The 19,372-nt window shown below is 69.2% G+C and carries 17 protein-coding genes; 12 read left to right on the forward strand and 5 right to left on the reverse strand.

Annotated elements, in window-relative coordinates:
- Positions 1 to 355: 355 nt before the first annotated feature.
- Both ACXAFN_RS01795 and ACXAFN_RS01800 read left to right on the forward strand, forming a co-directional pair.
- Positions 356 to 805 (forward strand): YaiI/YqxD family protein, encoded by a 450-nt coding sequence (locus ACXAFN_RS01795; RefSeq protein WP_474985664.1) that lies wholly within the window; start codon positions 356 to 358, stop codon positions 803 to 805.
- 42 nt (positions 806 to 847) lie between these two features.
- Positions 848 to 964, forward strand: coding sequence for a DUF188 domain-containing protein (locus tag ACXAFN_RS01800; RefSeq protein WP_474987444.1), 117 nt, complete (start codon positions 848 to 850; stop codon positions 962 to 964).
- Between the two features lie 118 nt (positions 965 to 1,082).
- Here ACXAFN_RS01800 and ACXAFN_RS01805 read toward each other — a convergent pair whose 3' ends face one another.
- Entirely contained in the window at positions 1,083 to 2,087 is a 1,005-nt protein-coding gene (locus ACXAFN_RS01805) for a glutathione S-transferase family protein (protein WP_474985665.1), read from the reverse strand.
- Positions 2,088 to 2,164: 77 nt separating this feature from the next.
- Positions 2,165 to 3,079 (reverse strand): LysR family transcriptional regulator, encoded by a 915-nt coding sequence (locus ACXAFN_RS01810; RefSeq protein ID WP_474985667.1) that lies wholly within the window; start codon positions 3,077 to 3,079, stop codon positions 2,165 to 2,167.
- A 99-nt stretch (positions 3,080 to 3,178) separates the two neighbouring features.
- Between ACXAFN_RS01810 and ACXAFN_RS01815 the strand changes: the two genes are divergently transcribed.
- From ACXAFN_RS01815 to ACXAFN_RS01825, 3 genes are all read left to right on the forward strand, one after another.
- Entirely contained in the window at positions 3,179 to 4,024 is an 846-nt protein-coding gene (locus ACXAFN_RS01815; protein WP_474985669.1) for a pirin family protein, read from the forward strand.
- Between the two features lie 217 nt (positions 4,025 to 4,241).
- Positions 4,242 to 5,927, forward strand: coding sequence for a peptidoglycan DD-metalloendopeptidase family protein (locus tag ACXAFN_RS01820; protein ID WP_474985671.1), 1,686 nt, complete (start codon positions 4,242 to 4,244; stop codon positions 5,925 to 5,927).
- 102 nt (positions 5,928 to 6,029) lie between these two features.
- Positions 6,030 to 7,886 carry an ABC transporter ATP-binding protein gene (locus ACXAFN_RS01825; RefSeq protein ID WP_474985673.1) on the forward strand — a complete coding sequence of 619 codons (1,857 nt, stop codon included), beginning with the start codon at positions 6,030 to 6,032 and terminating at the stop codon, positions 7,884 to 7,886.
- A gap of 52 nt (positions 7,887 to 7,938) precedes the next feature.
- Here the strand turns inward: ACXAFN_RS01825 and ACXAFN_RS01830 are convergent, their stop codons facing one another.
- On the reverse strand, positions 7,939 to 9,630 hold the full coding sequence (locus ACXAFN_RS01830) for a L,D-transpeptidase family protein (RefSeq protein WP_474985675.1): 1,692 nt from the start codon (positions 9,628 to 9,630) through the stop codon (positions 7,939 to 7,941).
- Positions 9,631 to 9,781: 151 nt separating this feature from the next.
- Between ACXAFN_RS01830 and ACXAFN_RS01835 the strand changes: the two genes are divergently transcribed.
- The 7 genes from ACXAFN_RS01835 (at position 9,782) to ACXAFN_RS01865 (ending at position 15,543) form a co-directional block, all read left to right on the forward strand.
- Complete coding sequence (locus ACXAFN_RS01835; protein WP_474985677.1) at positions 9,782 to 10,513, forward strand: murein L,D-transpeptidase catalytic domain family protein; 732 nt, start codon at positions 9,782 to 9,784, stop codon at positions 10,511 to 10,513.
- Between the two features lie 313 nt (positions 10,514 to 10,826).
- On the forward strand, positions 10,827 to 12,179 hold the full coding sequence (locus ACXAFN_RS01840; protein WP_474985679.1) for an MFS transporter: 1,353 nt from the start codon (positions 10,827 to 10,829) through the stop codon (positions 12,177 to 12,179).
- Between the two features lie 285 nt (positions 12,180 to 12,464).
- Positions 12,465 to 13,811 (forward strand): MFS transporter, encoded by a 1,347-nt coding sequence (locus ACXAFN_RS01845; protein WP_474985681.1) that lies wholly within the window; start codon positions 12,465 to 12,467, stop codon positions 13,809 to 13,811.
- A gap of 81 nt (positions 13,812 to 13,892) precedes the next feature.
- Entirely contained in the window at positions 13,893 to 14,018 is a 126-nt protein-coding gene (locus ACXAFN_RS01850) for a hypothetical protein (protein WP_474985683.1), read from the forward strand.
- Complete coding sequence (locus tag ACXAFN_RS01855; RefSeq protein WP_474985685.1) at positions 14,015 to 14,503, forward strand: redoxin family protein; 489 nt, start codon at positions 14,015 to 14,017, stop codon at positions 14,501 to 14,503. The genes ACXAFN_RS01850 and ACXAFN_RS01855 overlap by 4 nt, the downstream gene beginning before the upstream one ends.
- Before the next feature lie 25 nt (positions 14,504 to 14,528).
- Positions 14,529 to 14,954 (forward strand): GFA family protein, encoded by a 426-nt coding sequence (locus ACXAFN_RS01860; RefSeq protein WP_023005719.1) that lies wholly within the window; start codon positions 14,529 to 14,531, stop codon positions 14,952 to 14,954.
- Between the two features lie 178 nt (positions 14,955 to 15,132).
- Positions 15,133 to 15,543, forward strand: a complete 411-nt coding sequence (locus tag ACXAFN_RS01865; protein ID WP_474985687.1) for a GNAT family acetyltransferase — start codon at positions 15,133 to 15,135, stop codon at positions 15,541 to 15,543.
- Positions 15,544 to 15,565: 22 nt separating this feature from the next.
- Here ACXAFN_RS01865 and cobA read toward each other — a convergent pair whose 3' ends face one another.
- Together cobA and ACXAFN_RS01875 are read right to left on the reverse strand one after the other, a co-directional pair.
- Complete coding sequence (gene cobA, locus ACXAFN_RS01870; RefSeq protein WP_474985689.1) at positions 15,566 to 16,486, reverse strand: uroporphyrinogen-III C-methyltransferase; 921 nt, start codon at positions 16,484 to 16,486, stop codon at positions 15,566 to 15,568.
- Positions 16,443 to 19,199 (reverse strand): nitrate reductase, encoded by a 2,757-nt coding sequence (locus ACXAFN_RS01875; protein WP_474985691.1) that lies wholly within the window; start codon positions 19,197 to 19,199, stop codon positions 16,443 to 16,445. The genes cobA and ACXAFN_RS01875 overlap by 44 nt, the downstream gene beginning before the upstream one ends.
- Positions 19,200 to 19,372 lie beyond the last annotated feature (173 nt).

Here is a 19,372-nt window from a genome sequence, read left to right on the forward strand (position 1 = left end):
TGGCGCCCCCGACGCGGTCACACGGTCGGAGCCCCTGCACGAGGCAGGTCGTCAACATCGGAGTCGGGGACGCCGGTCGCACCTGGCATCCGGTCAGCATCTGCCAGCGGCAGGCGAACCGTCGTGGCGACCGTCTGCGCCGAACTCGCCCGGGTGGCGAATTCTCGTCGGCGCTCCATCTACACAGTTCGAACGCTTAGGGCTTCGAGCCCGGCGTCTTCGCGAGCGTCGCGTCCACGGATCGTGAACCGGCGCTGAGTCATGATGGTGGGGTCAGCACATGCGAGGAGCGCGCATGCTACCATCGTCACCCCTAGCTGGCCAGCCTTTTCCTCCCCACCGCCAGGAGCCTTGCATGCCGAACCTTTGGGTCGACGCCGATGCCTGCCCGCGGGTCGCCCGCGAGATCATCGTGCGCGCCGCCGAGCGCACCGCCACGCCTACCACCTTCGTCGCCAATCACCAGGTCCCGCTGCCGCCGTCCAAGTGGGTCAAGGGCCTGGCGGTGAGCCACGGCTTCGACGCCGCCGACGACGAGATCGTCGACCGCCTGGCCGCGGGGGACCTGGTCGTCACCTCGGACCTGCCGCTGGCCATGGCCGCCATCGAGCGCGGCGCCAAGGTGATGACCACCCGCGGCGAGGCCCTGAACGAGAGCAACATCCGTGCCCGGGTGCAGATGCGGGATTTCATGGAAACCATGAGGGCCAGCGGCGAACACACCGGCGGGCCCAAGGGCTACTCGGACGTCGACCGCCGGGAATTCGCCAATGCGCTGGATCGGTGGTTGGCGAAAAACGCCTGACCTACCCATCCGCACGGCGTGCAGATGCGACTCACACATGGCATGGAAACCATGAGGGCCAGCGGCGAGCACACCGGCGGGCCCAAGGGCTACTCGGACGTCGACCGCCGGGAATTCGCCAATGCGCTGGATCGGTGGTTGGCGAAGAAGCGGAAATAAGAAGGAAGAAGGAAGAAGGAAGAAGGAAGAAGGAAGTCAAGCTAGCGCGTTTTCTTCCCTCTTCCAGGCGCGAAGCGCCGTTCTTCCCTCTTCAGCGGCGCAGCCGCGTCTTCCAGCTTCAGCCCTTCTCGCGAATCCCTCGCCCCGGCAGCCGCTCGCGGTCGTGGGGGCGGTCGAGGCCGAGCAGCGGGCCCGCCGGCACGATGCCGTTGGGATTGATGGTGGCGTGGCTCATGTAGTAGTGGCGCTGGATGTGGTCCATGTCGACCGTATCGGCCACGCCCGGCCACTGGTAGAGCTCGCGCACGTAGTTCGAGAGGTTCGGGTAGTCCTCGAGGCGACGCAGGTTGCACTTGAAGTGGCCGTGATAGACGGCATCGAAGCGTACCAGGGTGGTAAACAGCCGAATGTCCGCCTCGGTGAGCCATTCACCTGCCAGGTAGCGCCATTCGGCCAGTCGTGCTTCCAGGCGGTCGAGGGCGGCGAACAGCGCCGTGACGTGCTTCTCGTAGACGGCCTGGTCGGTGGCGAAACCGGCCTTGTAGACGCCGTTGTTGACGTGGTCGTAGACGTCGGCATTGACGGCATCGATGGTCTCGCGCAGGTCCTGCGGATAGAGGTCCAGGCGATTGCCGGCCAACTCGTCGAAGGCGTCATTGAAGATGCGCACCAGGTCGGCCGACTCGTTGTTGACGATCCGGCCGTCCCGCTTGTCCCATAGCGCCGGCACCGTGACGCGGCCGGTGTAATGGGGATCGGTCAGGGTATAGAGCTGGTGGTGGAAGTCCACGCCGTTCAGCGCATCGCCGCTGGAACCCTCGTCGCGCTTATAGCTCCAGCCCTGGTCGAGCATCAGGGGGCTGGTGTGGGAAACGTCGATCAGCGCGTCGAGCCCCTTGAGGCGGCGCATGATCAGGACGCGGTGTGCCCAGGGACAGGCCAGCGACACATAGAGATGATAGCGATCTGCCTCGGCGGCGCGACCCGGGCGACCCTCGGGGCCCGGCTCGCCCCCGGGGGTGATCCAGTCGCGAAGCTTAGCGGACTCGCGCACGAACTCGCCGCCATGCGCCTTGGTGTCATACCACTGGTCGTGCCACTGGCCATCGATCAACAGTCCCATTTCGGTCTCCTCTGCGGCATCGTTTCCCACAGGATAAACCGAAAAATTCGACGATCCAGCGCACTTTTTGGCGGCAACTATTCGTCTTTATCGAATGATGCCGTGACAGCGCAGGCCAGGACGCTGTCGCGCAGCTGCTGGGCCATGGCGCGGGTGGCCGGCCCGGCGCGATCCCGGTCGCGATGAATGAGCTGGATGGGCACCTCGCGCACCCCGCCGGCCGACAGCGGCAGCGGCTGGAGCCGCCCGGCCTTCAGCGCCTCGTGGATGCGCGTCTCGGGCACCCAGGCGAAGCCGAGGTTGCGCTCCAGCATGCCGATGGAGGTGTCGAGATGGCTCACCGTCCAGCGCTGCTCCGCCTTGAGCCAGCCGGCATCCAGCGACTGACGCTGGGCGGAGTCGCGTACCACCAGCTGGCGATGCTGCTCGAGGTCGCGCAGGTCCAGCGGCCTGCCCAGTTCGTGCAGGGGGTGCTCGGGATGCGCCACGGCAATGAAGCGCACCGACACCAGCGGCTCGCCAAGGAAGCCCTGGGCGCCAAGCCCCGAGACCAGCAGGTCGACCTGACCGTCCTGGAGCATCTCGACGCCACCGTGCAGCACCGTCTCGTGGAGCTGCACCCGCACATGAGGGAAGGCCGCGGAGAACGCATCCAGCGCCCGCGCCAGCGCATCCGGGGGAAAGATCTGGTCGATGGCCAGGGCGATCTCGGCCTCCAGGCCCTCGGCCAGCCGCGAGGCCACGTCCTCCAGGGAGTCGGCATTCTCCAGCAGCTGCCGCGCCCGTCTCAGCAGCATCTGGCCGGCCTCGGTCAGGCGCACCTGGCGCCCCACCGGCTCCAGCACCGCCACGCCAAGCTGTTCCTCGAGCTTGTGCACGGCGTGATTGAGCGTCGAGGGACTCTTGTGGATGGCCTCCGCGGCCCGGGAGAAGCCGCCATGGTCGACCACGGCGGCGAGCATCTGCCATTGGGCGAGGGTGACGCGGGACATATTCGATTTCCTCGAAGGATACGCACGAAACGTTGCGCTTAATTTTCGAAAAAATCGGCCTAGAATGCCAGTCATTCCGTTCCGCTTGAGGAGATCGCCATGACCGCCCTCCCCCTCCGCCTCATCCAGCGACGCCTGCGCAGCCAACCCAGCCAGGACGGCGACGGCGTCGCCATCCAGCGCCTGCACGACTTCGGCGGCGGCCTCGACCCCTTCCTGATGCTCGACGAGCTGGCGGCCGAGCCCCATGACCAGGCCATCGGCGGCTTTCCGCCCCACCCCCACCGCGGCATCCAGACCCTGACCTATGCCCTCCACGGCGGCCTGCGCCACGAGGACCACCTGGGCCATCGCAGCAGCATCGGCGCCGGCGACGCCCAGTGGATGCATACCGGCCGGGGGATCATCCACGGCGAGACGCCCTTCGCCGATGGCCAAGGCCTGCAGGCCTTCCAGCTCTGGCTGAACCTGGCCGCCCGGGACAAACTGGGCACGCCCACCTATCGGGACGTGCGCGACGCGGAGATGCCCCGCCTGAGGGGCTCCGGCGCCGAGCTGAAGGCCCTGGGGGGACGCTGGAGGCTGGCCGACGGCGCCACGGTCGACGGTCCTCTCGAGGCCCTGGCCGGCCAGGCCGGCGTGGCCCACGCCAGTCTCGAGGCCGGCGGCGAGCTGACGCTCGACAACGACGCCACCACCCTGTTGGTGTACGTCTTCGCCGGTGCGCTGGCGGTGTCCGGCGAGGGCGTGGAGCGCGGCGAACTGGTTCGCCTGGGGCCAGGCGAGCGTCTGCATCTGGAGAGCGCCACGGGCGGCCAGGCGCTGCTGCTGGCCGGCGAGCCCCATGGCGAGCCGATCGCTCACTATGGTCCCTTCGTGATGAACCATCGCCACGAACTCGATCAGGCGCTGCGCGACTACCGCGACGGCACCTTCACCGACTGACCCGAATATCGACCGGTCCCTCGGGGTTGCCAGGTGGCGACCCGCCATGGCACCGTACAGTTAGTAAACAGTGTTCACTGACCCCGGCCCTCCCAGGCGGAGCGCCGGGCCAGGGCGTGCTGTATGGATGTACAGACTAGGCACCCTAATCATCATGGGTTAAGGTTCTACTGCCTTTTTTTAATATTGTTTACATCTATTCACCACGGCCAATGAAATGATGCGAATCCTCCGTTCGCTGCCCCGCACGCACAAGTTACTGCTGCTTCCCGTTGCCACCATGGTCACCGTGCTGGGCGCCCACAAGATTCTCACCGCCGTCGAGGATGCCCGGCACGACCGGCAGGACCGCGACACCGTGCTGGTCCCCCTCGGCGCCGACGCCGCTCCCGGCGTCCCCTCCCTGACTCTGGACCGCGCCCCGGTCGCCGAAGCGATCCAGCTGGCCTCCCGGGCCATGGACGCGACCCGCGAGCCGGTGCCGCTATCCCAGCTGACCGCTTCCGAGATCGTCGACGTGGGCCTGCTGAACACGCCGGCCGGCAAGGCGAGGACAGCGGAGGCGGCCCCCCGCGAGTCGACCTCCCGGCTCGACGACGGCGCACGCCACCTGGCCATCGTGATCGGCACGGTGGCCAGCGGCATGCTGGCCGCCAACGAGCGCCTGGTGGCCGATGCCACCTCCTACGAAGACATCTCCGAGGACGAACTCGAGCTGTTCGACGACGGACCGATCGTGCTCGAGGAAGAGATCGACGCCGACGAGCCCTATGTGCCCGAGTGGCTGGCCTATACCGTCGAGCCCGGGGACACCTTCGCGATCATGGCCCAGGAAAACCTGGGCATGGGCTACAGCGAAGTGACGGCCCTGCTCGAGGCGATGCCCGAGCCGGAGCTGCTGACCCAGTGGCGCGCCGGCGACCACTTCGAGTATCAGCTCGACGAACAGGGCCGGCTGCTGGCCCTGCGCCTGATGAAGAACGCCCGGGACGGCTACCTGGTCGAACGCGGCGACGGCGACCTCGAGGTGGCCACCATCGAGCGGGCCGGCGAAGCCACCCAGCGCCTCTACGCCGGCACGGTCAGCGGCAGCTTCGCGCGCTCGGCCCAGGCCACCGGCCTGACCAGTGCCGAGGTGGCCGAACTCTCCCACGTGCTGGAAAAGAAACTCGACTTTCGCCGCGACACCCGTCGCGGCGATCGCTTCCGGGTGCTGGTGGAGTCCGACATCATCGACGGCGAGAGCCTGGACCCGCGCGTGCTGGCGGTCAGCTATGCGGGCTCGCGCATGGACCTCACCCTGGTGCGCAACGCCGAGGACAACCGCTTCTACACGCCGGCAGGCGAGAGCCTGGACCCGGCCTTCGACCGCTATCCGTTCGCCGGCCACTACCGCATCAGCTCGCCCTTCAACCTGCGACGCCACCACCCGGTCACCGGTCGCATCAGCCCCCACAAGGGCACCGACTTCGCCATGCCCTCCGGCACGCCGGTCGACGCCCCGGCCGACGGCCGCGTCGAACTGGTGGGCAACCACCCCCTGGCCGGTCGTTACATCGTCATCCGCCATGACAACGGCTACAAGACCCGCTACCTGCACCTCTCGCGGCCGATGGTCAGCCGTGGCGACCGGGTGACCCGCGGCGAGCGCATCGCCCTGTCCGGCAACACCGGCCGCAGCACCGGCCCGCACCTCCACTACGAGATCCTGGTCAACGACAACCAGGTGAACGCCATGAAGGTGGCATTGCCGGAGCACCAGGGCCTCAGCGGCGACGCCCTGGCCGCCTTCCAGCGCGAGGCCGAGCCGATGCTGGCGGCGCTGGAGAACGGCGAAAACGGCACCACGGTGGCCAGCGCCCGACCCGAGACCGAGGCCGCCCCCCCCGACGACGAGAGCTAGCCGGCTTTCGCCTCGCCACGACACCCCGCCCCGGCGGGGTGTCGTCGTTTGTGGGGCTGCCCGGCTTCCACCCCTCCGGGTAGACTGGGAAGCCGCCATGCCATGGAGCCCCCCGTGTCCGCTCCCTCTTCTCCCTCGGCGAGCTCGCCGCTGGCCTATCTCGGCGTCTTCCGATACAGCCACCGGGCGCTGGCCCTGGTCTGGCGGACCTCACGCCGGCTGACGCTGGGGCTCGCCCTGTGCACCCTGGTCGCCGGCGTGCTGCCCGCCGTGGCGGCCTGGGTCGGGCAACTGATCGTCGATGGGGTGGTGGCCGCCATGGAAGGCCATCGCCAGGGCTCGGCGACTCTCGCCGAGCTGTCGTGGCCGGTATTGCGCTACGTGCTGCTGGAAGCCGGCGTGGTGGCGTTGATCGCCCTGGCCCAGCGCGGCCTGGCCGCCCAGCAGTCGCTGCTGCGCGCCCTGCTCGGCCAGCAGGTCAACGTGATGATCCTGGAGAAGGCCGGCACCCTGTCGCTCGCCCAGTTCGAGGACTCGGAATTCTACGACAAGTTGACCCGGGCCCGTCGCGAGGCCTCGACGCGGCCCCTGGGGCTGGTCAACAAGACCTTCTCGCTGCTGCAGAACGCCATTTCGCTGGCCAGCTTCGGCGTGCTGCTGGTGGGCTTCTCGCCCTGGGCGCTGCTGGTGCTGGTGATCGGCGCCCTGCCGGTGTTTCTCTCCGAAGCGCGCTTCTCCGGCGACGCCTTCCGGCTGTTCCGCTGGCGCTCGCCCCAGACCCGCATGCAGATGTACCTGGAGACCGTGCTGGCCCGGGAGGACAGCATCAAGGAAGTCAAGCTGTTCGGCCTCGAGCCGCTGCTGCTCGATCGCTACCGGCGTATCTTCGAGACCCTGTACGCCGAGGACCGACGACTGACGATCCGCCGCGAGACCTGGGGCTTCCTGCTCGGCCTGCTGGGCACCCTGGCCTTCTACGCCGCCTACGCCTGGGTGGTGGCGGACACCGTGGCCGGTCGGCTGACGCTGGGCGAGATGACCATGTACCTGATGGTCTTCAAGCAGGGCCAGGCGGCGCTGTCGGCGAGCCTCACCGCCATCGGCGGCATGTACGAGGACAACCTCTACCTCTCCAACCTCTACGAGTACCTGGAGCAGCCGGTGCCGGAGCAGGCCGGCCGGCTCACCGAAGGCGCCCGCCCCGGCGACGGCATTCGCTTCGAGGACGTGGGTTTCAGCTATCCCGGTGCCGAGCGGCCGGCGCTCTCCGGCATCGACCTGCACCTCGCCACCGGCCGAAGCCTGGCGCTGGTCGGGGTCAACGGCTCGGGCAAGACCACCCTGATCAAGCTGCTCACCCGCCTCTACGACCCGACCCGGGGGCGCATCCTGCTCGACGGCAGCGACCTGCGCGACTGGGACCTGGCGACCCTGCGCCGCCGCGTCGGGGTCATCTTCCAGGACTTCGTGCGCTACCAGCTCAAGGTCGGCGAGAACCTGGGCGCCGGTGACGTGGCCGCCTTCGAGGACGAAACTCGCTGGCGGGAGGCCGCCCGGCGCGGGCTCGCCGAGGACTTCATCGCCGACATGCCGGGCGGGTATCACACCCAGCTCGGGCGCTGGTTCAAGGGCGGCCAGGAACTCTCCGGCGGCCAGTGGCAGAAGGTCGCCCTGGCTCGCGCCTACATGCGCGAGGAGGCCGACATCCTGGTGCTCGACGAGCCCACCGCGGCCATGGACGCCGCCGCCGAGGCGGCGGTCTATGCCGACTTCCGCGAGCATGCCCGAGACAAGATGACGGTACTGATCTCGCACCGCTTCTCCACCGTGCGCGCCGCCGACCAGATACTGGTCATCGACGGTGGGCGCATCCTCGAACGGGGCGATCACGACAGCCTGATGGAACTCGACGGCCGCTATGCCGGGCTGTTCCGGCTGCAGGCCCGGGGGTATCACTGACCCGTCTTTCGCAAGCCAAGGATCGCCGGCGCCGGTCTCACCGACATCATCCTCACTGCGCCGTCGGCGGCCCGGCCATGGCGGCGATCAGCGCCGGGTCGCGATCGTAGATGTCCGGCCGGAAACTCGCCAGGCCGCCCGGTTCGCCCTGGGCGGTCCAGTAATGCAGGGCCAGCGGTACCGGCCTCGCCAGGGAGACGTTGCGCGTCTCCCCCCTGGCCAGCAGGGCGTCAAGATCGATCGCGGAACGGCTGTCGGCGATCAGCAGCCGGGTCAGCTCCGCCACGCCCTCTACGCGGATGCAGCCGGAGCTCAGCGCCCGCTGGGCCTGGCCGAACAGGTACGGCGAGGGAGTGTCATGCAGATAGACCAGATGATCGTTGGGGAAACGCAGCACCAGCCGTCCCAGGGGGTTGCCGGCACCGGCACGCTGGCGCAGCATCACCGCTCCCGGCTGCCACCAGTCGATGCTCTGCGGGTCCAGCCGCTGCCCGTCCGGGGCGAGCGCGATCATGTCGTGCTCGGCCAGATAGCCGGGATCGCGGCGCAGCTGGGGCAGCACGTCCTCGCGCAGGATGGTCGGCGGCACCGTCCAGGTCGGGTTGAGGGTCAGGTAGGTGATCGACGAGCGCAGTACCGGCGTGGCCCGCCCGGGCTGGCCGACGATGACCCGCGACGACCAGGACGTCCCGTCGGGGCGGTGATATTGGAGGCGCTGGCCGGCCAGGTCCACCTCCACCCGCCACTCGGGCATCTCGGCGGAGAACCAGCGGGCGCGTTCCAGGTTCGCGCGCAGGGTCGCCACGCGCCCTCGCGCAGGCACGTTCAGCGCCGCTCGGGTGCGCGGCCCGACCACGCCATCGTCGTCGAGCATGTGGCGACGCTGGAAGCGGCGCACCGCGGCGGCCAGGGTCGGGTCGTAGCGGTTCTGCGCCGGGGCCTCCAGCTCCACGTCCGGATAGTGCATGACGTCGGCGGCCATCACCTCCAGCTCGCCGATCATCGCCAGCCGCTGGCGCAGCAGGGCGACGTCGCCGTGGGTATCCCCCGGACGCAGCGCCGCCTCCCGCGACGGCAGCGTCGGCCAGCCGCCCAGGCGCACGATGTGGCGATAGCGGACCAGGGCCCGCTGCAACTGCCGGTAGGTCTCGCCGGCCGGGCGCGCCAGGGCCAGCGCCGCCGACACATCGCCGCCATCAAGGGCCCGGGTGATGCCCGCCAGGTCGAGCCGCGGCGGCGCCACCGGGATCTCCCAGCCGGGGTAGACGCGACGGGGATCGAGCCGACCGCGCTGCAAATGCGTCAGCGCCGTCAGCAGGGTACGGCTGGCGCGGAGATCGAAGCGGGTCCGGCTGGCCTCGCCGGCGGCCGGGTCGAGGGCGGCGCGAGCCTCCCGCTCCAGCTGTCCGGGTCGATAGTCGGCCGGAGCCAACCCCTCGTGTTCCAGGGCCCTCAACAGTTCGACCAGGACAGCTACCGCGTCGCGATCCTGCCAGACCAGCGCATCGCCGTTCAGGGCATAGAAACGCGACAGCCGCGGAGAGGCCTCACGCAGGCGTTCGGCCAGCGTCGCGACGCCCGGCGCGGCGATCTGCTCCGCGGCAACACCCGGCACCGCACCGGCCTCACCAGACGCCTGGGGCGGAGGCGTCGCGTCGGCGCCCGCGACCAGCGGCAGCCATGCCATCAGCAGGAGCATGCCGCTGCGCTGCAGGCCTCGTGTTAGGGTGTCCGCGGTTCGCATGACTCGGCCTCCTGGCATTCGTCTGGTATGGCTGGTCTTCCTGACCGTTATGACCATAATACGTCAAAAAGGTGGGCTCACGCGCCGTGGCGCCGGGGCCTGCAAGAAGAACATCGACCGAATCGCAAGCCACCGTTCCATGGGACTCCGCATGCCATCGCTGCGTTTACCAGGCCTCGCCGCGGCCGTGCTCGTGGCCGCCGCCCTGCTGGCCCCGGCCGCCCCCGCCGCGGCCCAGGACTTCCTCTCCCGGGCGATCACCCCGACGAGCCCGCCCTCTCCCCTGGCGAGCCGCCTGATCCATCTCGCGCCGCGCGCCGACCCCGAGGTGCTGCGCCTCGCGGCCCGGGCCCTCTCCTGCGCCGATCCCGGCGCCGAGCGCCTGGCGGTGATCGACTTCTCGCTGCCGTCCACCGAGCAGCGCCTGTGGGTCTTCGACCTGGCCCGGCAACGGCTGCTGTTCCGCGAACTGGTGTCCCACGGCCAGGGCTCCGGCGACGCCCTGGCCAGCGAGTTCTCCAACGTGCCGGAGAGCCATCAATCGAGCATCGGGCTGTTCCGCACCCTCAACAGCTACGAGGGCAGCAACGGCTACTCGCTGCGCCTGGAAGGTCTGGAGCCCGGGGTCAACGACCTGGCCTTCCAGCGCGCCATCGTCATCCACGGCGCCGACTACGTCAGCGAGACCTTCATCGAGCGCACCGGCCGGCTGGGGCGCAGCCACGGCTGCCCGGCGGTCCGCGACGAGATCGCGGTGCCGCTGATCGACAGCATCAAGGAGAGTCAGTACCTGTTCACCTACTATCCCGATCCCGAATGGCTGGCCGAGTCGGCCTTCCTGCGCTGCCCCCGCGACGGCCGCCACCTGGCCCTGCAGCGCTGACCGGCAGGGCCGGGGCGGTCCCAGGGGCCCTGGCCGTCCGGCTATCGGGCACCAAGGCGGGGCATGCCGTCACTGCGGTGAGCGGCAATGCAGCAAACCTCGTCCTCAATGAGCGTTCCCCCTCCCGCATGAATCAATGCAACATCACGTAAATTAAAAAACTTTCTCAATATGGCAATGCTTATGCATGTAAGGAGGACAGTGAGACCCTGACGTGGACCAGGCCCCTGGGGTACGAGTGCGTCGGACCCGACCTTCAACGGCGAAGGCCCAAGAGATCGTGTGTTCGAACGTCATTCGACGAGGTACCCCCATGGAAATCCACAACAAGGCCAACAGGATTCGACTGTTCAACTGGAAGATGCCGCAGATGCGCGCCTTCCACTTCTCCTGGTTCGCCTTCCACCTCTGCTTCTTCGGCTGGTTCGGCATCGCCCCCCTGATGGCGGTGGTTCGCGATGACCTGGGCCTGACCAAGACCCAGATCGGCAACACCATCATCGCCTCGGTGGCCATCACCGTTATCGTGCGCCTGGCCATCGGCGTGCTGTGCGACAAGATCGGCCCCCGTCGCGCCTATACCTGGCTGCTGTGCCTGGGCTCGCTGCCGGTGATGGCCATCGGCCTGGCCGACAGCTTCGAGACCTTCCTGCTGGCACGCCTGGCCATCGGTGCCATCGGGGCCTCCTTCGTGATCACCCAGTACCACACCTCGGTGATGTTCGCCCCCAACGTCGTCGGCACCGCCAACGCCACCTCCGCCGGCTGGGGCAACCTGGGCGGCGGCACCACCCAGATCCTGATGCCGCTGGTGTTCTCCGGCATCCTGATGCTGGGGGTCAGCGAGACCCTCGGCTGGCGCCTGGCCATGGTGGTGCCCGGCGTGGTGCTGTTCTTCACCGGCATCGCCTACTACCGCTTCACCCAGGACGCCCCGGACGGCAACTTCGATGAGCTGCGCGAGCGCGGCGAACTGCCCCCGGCCGACGGCGAGCACGGCATGGGCCAGAGCTTCAAGGCCGCCGCCAAGGACATCCGTGTCTGGGCGCTGTTCGTGGTCTATGCCGCCTGTTTCGGGGTCGAGCTGACCATCAACAACATCGCCGCCATCTATTACTTCGACCACTTCGACCTGAGCCTGGCCACCGCCGGGATGATCGCCGGCCTGTTCGGCCTGATGAACCTCTTCGCCCGCACCCTGGGCGGCATCTTCTCCGACCTGTTCGCCAAGAACGGAGGCCTCAAGGGGCGCGTGCGCTGGCTGTTCATCGCCATGCTCTGCGAGGGCGTGGCGCTGATGTTCTTCTCGCAGATGCACGTCCTGGCGCTGGCCATCGGCATCATGCTGGTGTTCAGCCTGTTCGTGCAGATGGCCGAGGGCGCCACCTTCGGCGTGGTCCCCTTCATCAACAAGAAGGCGCTGGGCGCCGTGGCCGGCATCGTCGGCGCGGGCGGCAACGCCGGAGCCGTGGCCGCCGGCTTCCTGTTCCGCTCCGAGGAACTGAGCTATCAGCAGGGGCTGTTCTATCTCGGCATCGCCGTGGTGATCGCCTCGCTGTGTGCGCTGGTGGTGCGCTTCTCGCCCGAGGTCGAGGCCGAGGAAGCCAAGGCCTACAGCGACGCCGTGGGCGAGGATACCGGCGCCGCCGCCCTCACGCTGCGCTGATCCGAAGGGCCCGCACCATCGGCGGGCCGCCCGAACCCGTCACAAACTCATCTTGCACCATGGCGATGCCCCGGCACCGGCCGGGGCATCGTCTTGTCGGCCACTTCTCTCACCCAACCTATTGTTTACAATGCAAAAAATAAAAAACTGGCAATCTTATTGCTTTATATCACCCATCGAGACCAGGCGAGACGTGGACCAGGCTCCGTGGAGCACGAGTGCGTCGAACCGCGCCGCCAACGCCGGTGGCCCCGTTCCCGTATTCGTCACGTCACGAGGTTGTCCATGCAGATCCGCCACAAGGCAAACCGCATTCGCCTGTTGAGCCTCACCTCCCCCCAGATGCGCGCCTTCCACTTCTCGTGGTTCGCCTTCCATATCTGCTTCTTCGGCTGGTTCGGCATCGCGCCGCTGATGGCGGTGGTACGCGAGGACCTCGCGCTGACCCAGACCCAGATCGGCAACACCATCATCGCCTCGGTGGCCATCACCGTGCTGGTGCGCCTGCTGATCGGCGTGCTGTGCGACCGTCTCGGCCCGCGCCGCACCTACACCGGGCTGCTGTTGCTCGGCGCCGTGCCGGTGATGGCCATCGGCCTGGCCGACAGCTTCGAGGCCTTCCTGCTGGCCCGCCTGGCGATCGGCGCGATCGGCGCCGGCTTCGTGATCACCCAGTACCACACCAGCACCATGTTCGCCCCCAATGTGGTGGGCACCGCCAACGCCACCACCGCCGGCTGGGGCAACCTGGGCGGGGGCACCACCCAGATTCTGATGCCGCTGCTGTTCTCCGGCCTGCTGATGCTGGGCGTCAGCGAGACCCTCGGCTGGCGGCTGGCGATGCTGGTGCCCGGCGTGGTGATGGTCGTCACCGGCCTGGCCTACTGGCGCTTCACCCAGGACGCCCCCGACGGCGACTTCCGCGTACTGCGCCGCGCCGGCGAGCAAGCCGGCACGCCGGCCGCGGCCAGGCCGGGCTTCCTGCGCGTGGCCCGGGACCCGCGGGTCTGGGCGCTCGGCCTGGCCTATGCCCTCAGCTTCGGGGTCGAGCTGACCCTGCATAACATCGGCGCCATCTACTTCTTCGATCACTTCGACCTGAGCCTGGCCAGCGCCGGCCTGATCGCCGGACTGTTCGGCATGATGAACCTCTTCGCCCGTACCCTGGGCGGCATCGTCTCCGACCTGAGTGCCCGCCAGGCCGGCCTCAAGGGGCGGGTACGCTGGCTGTTCGTGGCGCTTACCTGCTCGGGTATCGCCCTGGTCGCCTTCTCCCAGGCCCAGTTCCTGCCGTTGGCCATCGCCCTGCTGATGGTGCTGGGGCTCTGCTCGCAGATGGCCTCCGGAGCCACCTTCGGCGTGGTGCCCTTCCTCAACCGCGAGGGTCTCGGCACGGTGGCCGGTATCGTCGGCGCCGGGGGCAACGTCGGCGCGGTGGCCGCCGCCTTCCTGCTGCGCAGCGAGGCGATCGACTACCAGCAGGGCCTGTTCATCCTCGGCCTGATCGTGCTGGCCCTGGCCTGCTGCGCCTTGCTGGTGCGCTTCTCCGCGGCCGACGAGGACCGCGAGGCCGAGGCCTACCGCGACGCGGTGGGGGCAGCGAACGGCGACGGCGCCCTGTCGCTGCGCTGATCCCATCGACCCGCTTCTCCACCGATGCCCCGTCGTTTCGCGACGGGGCATCGGCGTTTGCAGGCGATCGCGGATATGGCCATGCTGGAGGACGGCGGGCTCGCGGCATTGCACGCCCCCGGCCTGCGCGCGCCCCTGAACGCCGCGGGCCGGCTCGGCGAGGCCCGCTCTCGACTTCATCCGACCGAAAAGGAGTTTCCCCCATGACGATCGCCACCGGTGACCGCCTGCCCGACGTCACGATCAAGACCAACGGTCCCAAGGGGCCCGAGGACCTCGCCACCGGCGACTTCTTCGCCGGGCGACGGGTGGTGCTGTTCGCCGTCCCGGGCGCCTTCACCCCCGGCTGTTCCAACACCCACATGCCCGGCTTCGTGGTCAACGCCGACGCCATCCTCGCCGCCGGCGCCGATGCCATCGGCTGCCTGGCGGTCAACGACGCCTTCGTGATGGGCGCCTGGCAGCAGGACCAGAACGCCCAGGCGATGACCATGCTGGCCGACGGCAACGCCGAGTTCACCCGCGCCCTGGGCCTCGACATGGACGCCAGCGGCGGCGGCATGGGCACGCGCAGCAAGCGTTTCGCGCTGATCGCCAACGACGGCGTGGTGGAATACCTGGGCGTCGATACCCAGAAGGGAGTGATCGAAGCCAGCAGCGCCGAGACCATCCTCGCCCAGCTCAAGGGCTGATCCGCACGCCAGGAGGCGATACACGATGGATGCCATGACCCTCACCGGCAGCTGCCTCTGCGGCGCCGTGACCCTCGCGGTGGAGGCCTCGCGCCAGAACATCGGCGCCTGCCACTGCCGGATGTGCCGCACCTGGGGCGGCGGCCCGCTGTTGGCACTGGAGTCGGTGTCCCGCGTCACCGTCGAGGGCGAGGACAGCGTCGCCGTCTTCGCCTCCTCGGACTGGGCCGAGCGCGCCTTCTGCCGCCACTGCGGCACCCACCTCTTCTACCGGCTCAAGACCGGCGAGCACTATGCGGTGCCGGCGGGGCTGGTCGACGAGGGGCAGGCCTGGACCTTCGACAGCCAGATCTTCATCGACGAGAAGCCGCCCTGGTACGCCTTCGCCAACGACACCCAGGACCTGACCGGCCAGGAGGTGTTCGAGGCCTTCGAGCGTCGCGACGGCTGAATGGCCGCGTCGGCCCCGCTCCGGCGGGGCCGCCTCGAGCGAGTGAGCGCTCAGCGCCTGACGGTCGCGTCACAGGCCCCACCCGGCCACTGGCCGTCCCCGGGGGCTGCGGTTATGCTGCGCCTGCGGCGCGGTGGCGCCGCTTAACCCCCTGCTGTGTTCCCCCAGGACCGACACCATGACCCCGAGGAAGTACCGAGAGGGTGACGCGCCCCGACTGGCCGCCCTGTGGCAGGCCAGCTTTCCCGACTACACCGGCTACAACGCCCCGGAAGCCATCCTCGCGGCCAAGCTGGCCGTGGACGACCATCTCTACGTGATCGAGGATGCCGGGGAGCTCGTCGCCAGTTGCCTGGTCGGCTACGACGGCCACCGGGGCTGGCTGTATGCCGTGGCGGTGGCGACGGAAAGGCAGGGGCAAGGACTCGGCAAGCGGATCGTCGAGCACGCCATCGAGCAGCTAAGAGCCATGGGCTGCGTCAAGGTCAACCTGCAGATCCGCGGCGGCAACGACGCGGTGGCGGACTTCTACCGCCGGCTCGGCTTCGATGTCGAGGAGCGCATCAGCATGGGCCGCCGGCTGAGCTGAGCCAGCCTGATGCCCAAACGGCTCAGGCGGCGTTTGCACACGCCCGCGGCGCCGCCGGGCTGGTCTCGACCATGCGCACCACGCTGCCCACCACGATCAGGCAGGGCGACGGCAGCGGCGTGTCGGCAAGCTTGCCCGGCATGTCGGCCAGGGTACCGGTGAGCGCCGCCTGCTCGGGCAGGCTGGCGTTGGCCACCAGCATGATAGGCCAGTCGTCGGGCAACCCGGCGCCGCGCAGGCCGGCGCAGATCGCCTCGACCTTGGCCAGCCCCATGTAGAACACCAGCGTCTCGTCGCGGCGGGCCAGCGCGCCCCAGTCGGGCGCACCGCCTTCGCGGCACAGCTGGGCGGTGATAAAACGCAGCTGCTGGGCGTGGGCACGGTCGGTGAGCGGGATGCCCATCCCGGCACAGGCCGCCGAGGCCGCGGTGATGCCGGGCACGATCTCGGCCGGCGTCCCGGCCTCGGCCAGCGCGCCGAGCTCCTCGCCCATGCGCCCGAACACACCGGGATCACCACCCTTGAGACGCACCACCGACTTGCCCTGCCCCGCCAGTTCGACCAGCAGCGCGCCGATCTCGGCCTGGGGCACGCTGTGATGGCCGCGGGCCTTGCCCACGTAGTAGCGCTCGCGGCCGGCGGGAATCAGCGCCAGCACTTCCTCGCCGACCAGCCGGTCGTAGACCACGGCGTCGGCCTGGGCGAGCAGCCGCGCCGCCTTCAGGGTCAGCAGTTCGACGTCGCCGCTGCCGGCGCCGACCAGGTAGACGCGCCCCGGCCGACACTCGCCGTACAGCGAGAGGCGTGCGGCATCGTCGTCAGACCGACCGGTCTTGAGCCCTTCTCGCCAGCGAGAAGCCTGCCCCAGGCGCGCCAGAGCAGCGATGGGACGGATGACATCAAGCAACTTGAACGGCTTGCGGGGCTTGTCCAGAGTGCGCATCGCCACTCTCCTCTTCGATGTTGGGTTCAGCGTTGACGTCAGAACTGTCTTCGATCAGCGACTTGAGCTCGGGAATGCAGCTGCCGCACTGGGTGCCGCAGGCGAGTCGCGCCCCCAGCGCCTCGACGCTTGAGTCACCGGCCTGGATGGCCGCGACGATGGCCTTCTGGCCGACCTGGTGACAGCTGCACACCAGCGGTCCGGCGTCCGCCTCCCCGGCTTCACAGCCGGCCAGCAGGCGGCGACGAGCGTCACCCCCCAGCGGCGATTCCGCGAAGCGCTCGTCGAGCCAGGAAAGCCCCGGCAACTCGGCAGGCGGTGCCACCATCAGCCACCAGCGCAGTCGCCCCGCCTCGATGCCCGCGGCACGCAGTCGGCCGCCGGCAGGATCGTCGCTCCACAGGGTCGGCGCCGTGGGCAGCCACTGCCGCACCCAGGCCAGCCAGTCGCGGGGGACATCGCTGCCGGCGAGCTGCCAGCGCTGGCAGTGGGACAGCGGGATGCGCGCCCAGTAGGCGCCGTCGTCGCGACCGGCGAAGTCGCCGCCTTCCTCGGGTGCGACCAGCAGGGTGGCCTCCCAGCTCACCGCCAGCGGCGCCAGCGCCACCGCGCCGTGCTTGGATTCCGGCTGGCCGGAGATCGGGTCCAGGTGCGCCGCGAGCAGGCTGCCCATGCGCGCCGCGCCGCTGAAGCGGTCGGTCCAGTGCATGGGCACGAACACCTCGCCGCGCCGCTGGCCCTTGGTCAACCGCACCCGGGCAAGGTACTCGCCGCCGGCGCCGGTCAGCCGCGCCAGCTGCTGGTCGCCCACGCCGCACGCGGCGGCATCCTCGGGGGTGATGTCGATGAAGGGTTCGGCACGATGGTTCATCAGCCGCGGCGCCCGGGCGGTGCGGGTCATGGTGTGCCACTGGTCGCGCACCCGGCCGGTGTTCAGGCGCAGCGGGCGCGCCTCGCTGAGCGACTGCTCGGGGCCCCGCGGGCGCACCGGCAGCAACCGGGCCAGGCCATCCGGGGTGGCGAAGCGACCGTCCTCGAACAGCCGCGGGGTGCCATGGGGCGCCTCGGCGGTCACCGGCCACTGGATCGGCGCCAGGGCGTCGTAGCCCGCACGATCCAGCCCGGCCAGCGACGAGATATCGAACACCCGCGAACCCGCGGCATCGGGAAGGTTCTCGAAGCCCGACAGCCGTGCGTGCTCGGCGAAGATCTCGGCGGGATGGTCGTAGTCGAAGGCCTCGCCATAGCCCAGGCGACGCGCCACCGCGCTGACGATCCACCAGTCGTGGCGCGCCTCCCCGGGCGGCGGCAGCATGCCGCGCTGACGCGAGATGCGCCGCTCGGAGTTGGTCACGGTGCCGTCCTTCTCCGACCACGACGAGGCCGGCAGCACGATGTCGGCATACGGCAGCAGGTCGGTGTCGGCCATGCACTCGGAGACGATCACCAGCGGGCATTTCTCGAGCGCCGCGCGCACGCGATTGGCATCGGGCAGGCTGACCGCCGGGTTGGTGGCCATCACCCACAGCGCCTGGACCTCGCCGCGCTCGATGGCCTCGAATAGCTCGACCGCCTTGTGGCCGGGCGCCTCGGGCAGGGTCGGCACCAGGGTCTCGGTGGTCCAGAACCGGGTGACGCGCTGGATAGCACCAGGCGACTCATAGTCCATATGGGCGGCGAGCTGGTTGGCCAGCCCACCGACCTCGCGGCCGCCCATGGCGTTGGGCTGGCCGGTGATCGAGAAGGGCCCGGCGCCGGGCAGGCCGATCTTGCCGCCGGCCAGGTGGCAGTTGATGATGGCGTTGCACTTGTCGGTGCCGCTCGAGGACTGGTTGATGCCCTGGGAGTAAAGGGTCACCACGTGCAGCTGGCTGGCGAACCAGTAGAAGAAGGTCTCCAGGCGCTCCGCGTCGACGTCGCAGTCGGCGGCGATGGCCTCGATGCGGCAATCGTCCTCCCGGGCCGCGGCCAGCGCCTCGTCGACCCCTTGCGTGTGGTGCTCGAGATAGATGTCGTCGAGCTTGCCCTTGTCGGCCATCCATCCCAGCAGACCGTTGAACAGCCGAGCATCGCTGCCGGGCGCCAGGCCCAGGTACAGATCGGCGATCTCGCAGCTGTCGGTGACCCGCGGGTCGATCACCACCACTCGCATCAGCGGGTTGCGGCTCTTGGCGGTGCGCAGCCGCTGGTAGAGCACCGGATGGTTCCAGGCCAGGTTGGAGCCCACCAGTACCACCAGCTCGGCCTCCTCCAGGTCCTCGTAGCTGCAGGGCACGGCATCGGCGCCCAGCGAACGCTTGTAGGCGGCCACCGCCGAGGCCATGCACAGCCGCGAGTTGGTATCCAGGTGCGGCGTGCCGAGGAAGCCCTTGAACAGCTTGTTGGCGACGTAATAGTCCTCGGTGAGCAGCTGGCCCGAGAGGTAGGCCGCCACGGCATGGTCGCCGGCGCGCTCGCGGGTGGCCCGGAGACGGTCGGCCACCGCATCGAGCGCGGTGTCCCAGTCGACCTCGACGCCGTCGACCCGAGGCTGGGTCAGGCGGCCGCGGTGGCCAAGGGTCTCGGCCAGCGCCGAGCCCTTGACGCACAGCCGCCCGTAGTTGGCCGGATGGTCGCCGTCGCCTTCAACGCCCGTGAGGCGCCCATCCTCGATGTCGACCTTCACGCCGCAGCCGACGCCGCAGTAGGGGCAAGTGGTTCGAGCTTGATGCATAAGTGCGCTCCTCGATCGCGGGTCCCGGAACGACGACGCCCACCGCTGCGCCGGGTAAGCGCAAGGGTGGGCGTCGTTGCCATGGACCACCGACGCGGCGGCCCGGGATGATATACCTGGTCTGGCTAGACTCAAGCAAAGGGCGTGCCATCTCCGGCAAGCCCCGCCCTGGC

The organism is Halomonas sp. ABH4_019 (assembly GCF_056159885.1).

What these genes read in the sequence shown, in the direction of transcription:
- ACXAFN_RS01795 (WP_474985664.1), top strand. Translation starts at nt 356, where the DNA reads ATGCCGAACCTTTGGGTCGACGCCGATGCCTGCCCGCGGGTCGCCCGC.
- ACXAFN_RS01800 (WP_474987444.1), top strand. Translation starts at nt 848, where the DNA reads ATGGAAACCATGAGGGCCAGCGGCGAGCACACCGGCGGGCCCAAGGGC.
- ACXAFN_RS01805 (WP_474985665.1), bottom strand. Translation starts at nt 2,087, where the DNA reads ATGGGACTGTTGATCGATGGCCAGTGGCACGACCAGTGGTATGACACC.
- ACXAFN_RS01810 (WP_474985667.1), bottom strand. Translation starts at nt 3,079, where the DNA reads ATGTCCCGCGTCACCCTCGCCCAATGGCAGATGCTCGCCGCCGTGGTC.
- ACXAFN_RS01815 (WP_474985669.1), top strand. Translation starts at nt 3,179, where the DNA reads ATGACCGCCCTCCCCCTCCGCCTCATCCAGCGACGCCTGCGCAGCCAA.
- ACXAFN_RS01820 (WP_474985671.1), top strand. Translation starts at nt 4,242, where the DNA reads ATGATGCGAATCCTCCGTTCGCTGCCCCGCACGCACAAGTTACTGCTG.
- ACXAFN_RS01825 (WP_474985673.1), top strand. Translation starts at nt 6,030, where the DNA reads ATGGAGCCCCCCGTGTCCGCTCCCTCTTCTCCCTCGGCGAGCTCGCCG.
- ACXAFN_RS01830 (WP_474985675.1), bottom strand. Translation starts at nt 9,630, where the DNA reads ATGCGAACCGCGGACACCCTAACACGAGGCCTGCAGCGCAGCGGCATG.
- ACXAFN_RS01835 (WP_474985677.1), top strand. Translation starts at nt 9,782, where the DNA reads ATGCCATCGCTGCGTTTACCAGGCCTCGCCGCGGCCGTGCTCGTGGCC.
- ACXAFN_RS01840 (WP_474985679.1), top strand. Translation starts at nt 10,827, where the DNA reads ATGGAAATCCACAACAAGGCCAACAGGATTCGACTGTTCAACTGGAAG.
- ACXAFN_RS01845 (WP_474985681.1), top strand. Translation starts at nt 12,465, where the DNA reads ATGCAGATCCGCCACAAGGCAAACCGCATTCGCCTGTTGAGCCTCACC.
- ACXAFN_RS01850 (WP_474985683.1), top strand. Translation starts at nt 13,893, where the DNA reads ATGCTGGAGGACGGCGGGCTCGCGGCATTGCACGCCCCCGGCCTGCGC.
- ACXAFN_RS01855 (WP_474985685.1), top strand. Translation starts at nt 14,015, where the DNA reads ATGACGATCGCCACCGGTGACCGCCTGCCCGACGTCACGATCAAGACC.
- ACXAFN_RS01860 (WP_023005719.1), top strand. Translation starts at nt 14,529, where the DNA reads ATGGATGCCATGACCCTCACCGGCAGCTGCCTCTGCGGCGCCGTGACC.
- ACXAFN_RS01865 (WP_474985687.1), top strand. Translation starts at nt 15,133, where the DNA reads ATGACCCCGAGGAAGTACCGAGAGGGTGACGCGCCCCGACTGGCCGCC.
- cobA (WP_474985689.1), bottom strand. Translation starts at nt 16,486, where the DNA reads ATGCGCACTCTGGACAAGCCCCGCAAGCCGTTCAAGTTGCTTGATGTC.
- ACXAFN_RS01875 (WP_474985691.1), bottom strand. Translation starts at nt 19,199, where the DNA reads ATGCATCAAGCTCGAACCACTTGCCCCTACTGCGGCGTCGGCTGCGGC.